Origin of the sequence: Mesorhizobium sp. B1-1-5 (genome assembly GCF_006443065.1) — a bacterium.
Lineage (GTDB): Bacteria > Pseudomonadota > Alphaproteobacteria > Rhizobiales > Rhizobiaceae > Mesorhizobium.
On record NZ_VFWS01000233.1, the window covers coordinates 1 to 2,335 of the forward strand.

Genomic DNA, 2,335 nt, shown 5'->3' on the forward strand with positions numbered 1-2,335 from the left:
GCAGGATTGAGCGGGGCGCGGAAGCCTCCAATCTCCCCCCTCGTGGGGGAGATGTCCGGCAGGACAGAGGGGGGCGCCGTAGAGCGCAACGTCCGTGGTTTGGCCTCAACCAGGCTTCGCCATGACCCGTGCCCTCCGCCTCCTGCGCCGTCGCCTCGTCGGCAGCGTCTTCGTTCTCCTCATCGTCGTCATCGGCAGCTTCCTGCTGCTCGAAGCCGCGCCCGGCGACGCAGTGGACGCCTACATCGTCTCGACCGGCGGCGATGCCGGCATGATCGAATTGCTGCGCCACCGCTGGGGCCTCGACCAGTCGGAGTTAACGCGCCTCGCCAATTATCTCTGGGCGCTGCTGCATCTCGACCTTGGCCAGTCCGTCACCTTCTCGCGGCCCATCCGCGAAACCATCCTCGAACGCCTGCCGACCACGCTGATCCTGATGGGCAGCGCCACCGCACTCTCCTTCGGCCTCGGCTCGGCGCTCGGCATCTATGCCGGTGCGCGGCCTGGCAGTTTCCGCGACCGTTTCCTCTCCATCGGCTCGCTGGCGCTTTATGCCGTGCCCGGCTTCTGGCTCGGCCTGGTGCTCATCGTCGTCTTCGCCGTCGATTTGCGCTGGCTGCCGATCGGCGGCATCGAGACCATCGCCTCCGGCAAAACCGGAGTGGCGCGCGCCGCCGACATCGCCACTCATCTCGTGTTGCCGGTCTCGGCGCTCGGCTTCATCTATCTGGCGCTCTATTTGCGCATGATGCGCGCCGGCATGACCGAGGCCTGGCGGCAGGACTTTATCCTCGCCGCCCGCGCCAGGGGGCTGCCGCGCCGGCGCATCGTGCTTGCCCATGTCGCCCGCAACGCGCTCCTCCCTTTGGTCACCATGCTCGGCCTGCAGTCGGCGCAGATGCTGGGCGGCAGCGTCGTCATCGAAAGCGTTTTCGCTGTGCCGGGTCTCGGCCGGCTGGCGCAGGAAGCCGTCGCCGGACGCGACGCGACGCTGCTGCTCGGCATCATCCTGGTCAGCGCCGTCCTCGTCGTCGTCATCAACCTTCTCGTCGATCTCGCCTACGCTGTCCTCGATCCGCGCGTCGGCGCCGGCGAGGCAAGCGCATGAACCGCCTACATCGTTTCTTCCGCACGCCGGAGGCGATCGCCGGCGCGATCATTCTCGCCTTGCTCATTGTGATGGCATTGGCGGCGCCGCTGCTGTTTCCCGGCGACCCGCAGGCCATCGCCGGACCGGCGCTGCTGCCGCCGTTCCAGGACTGGTCGCTGCCGCTCGGTACCGACCGGCTCGGCCGCGACGTGCTGGCCGAGCTGTTCCATGGCGCCCGCACCTCGCTGGCGGTGGGGCTGGCGGCGGCTGCCGCGGCGCTCCTGATCGGCTCGGTGGTCGGCACTTTAGCCGGCTTCGCCGGCGGCCTGATCGACGAAGTGCTGATGCGCATCACCGACGCCTTCCAGACCGTGCCGAGCTTCCTGCTCGCGCTCGCTTTCGTCAGCATCGTCGGGCCTTCGCTCGGCGTCGTCGTCGCGGCGATCGCGCTCGGCGCCTGGACCGGACCCGCGCGGGTGGCGCGCGCGGAGGTCCTGTCGATCCGCGAGCGCGATTATGTCGCCGGCGCCCGCGTCATCGGCATGCATCCACTTGAGATTGCCTTTCGCGAGGTGCTGCCCAACGCCTTGCCGCCGGTGCTTGCGCTGTCCTCGGTGATCGTGGCTGCGGCGATCCTCACCGAGGCCGCGCTTTCCTTCCTTGGCCTCGGCGATCCCAACCGCGTCACCTGGGGCGGCATGATCGCCGAGGGGCGTGCGGTGCTGCGCACCGCGCCGTTTTTGTCGGTCGTTCCAGGTATCGCGCTGGTGCTGACCGTGCTCGGCGTCTACCTCGCCGGCGAAGGCGTGGTGGAGAGCACCGCGGTGCGCAGGAGCCTGTCGTGACCGCGCTGCTGTCGATTCGCGATCTTTCGGTGCGCTATCGGCGCGACAGGGTCGAGGTGCCGGCGCTGAAAGGCGTCAGCCTGGATGTGAAAGCCGGAGAGCGCCTGGCGACCATCGGCGAGAGCGGCTCGGGCAAGAGCACGCTGGCGCTAGCGGTTGCGGGTTTGTTGGCGGGGTCGGCTAAAATCGAAGGAAGCGTCAACTGGAAGATACCGAAATCGCAAGCGCCTCGTTCCTTCGCGCCCCCCTCTGTCCTGCCGGACATCTCCCCCTCTAGGGGGGAGATTGAACCGTCGCGTCCGCCTTCGCCAATCTTCAACGCTGCAGAGGGAGAGCCGGCAGCGGAACTGCTAATCTCCCCCCTAGAGGGGGAGATGTCCGGCAGGACAGAGGGGGGCGC

At 68.3% G+C, this 2,335-nt stretch carries 3 protein-coding genes; all 3 read left to right on the forward strand.

Going from position 1 to position 2,335, the window contains the following annotated elements; translation table 11 throughout:
• The first annotated feature begins 121 nt into the window (after positions 1–121).
• Positions 122–1,108: an ABC transporter permease gene (locus FJ980_RS29820; RefSeq protein WP_140547205.1), complete on the forward strand. Its 987-nt coding sequence runs from the start codon at positions 122–124 to the stop codon at positions 1,106–1,108.
• Positions 1,105–1,935, forward strand: a complete 831-nt coding sequence (locus FJ980_RS29825; RefSeq protein ID WP_140547206.1) for an ABC transporter permease — start codon at positions 1,105–1,107, stop codon at positions 1,933–1,935. The genes FJ980_RS29820 and FJ980_RS29825 overlap by 4 nt, the downstream gene beginning before the upstream one ends.
• Positions 1,932–2,335: ATP-binding cassette domain-containing protein (locus tag FJ980_RS29830; protein WP_140547207.1), on the forward strand; the 404-nt coding region annotated here is incomplete at its 3' end. The genes FJ980_RS29825 and FJ980_RS29830, both read left to right, overlap by 4 nt.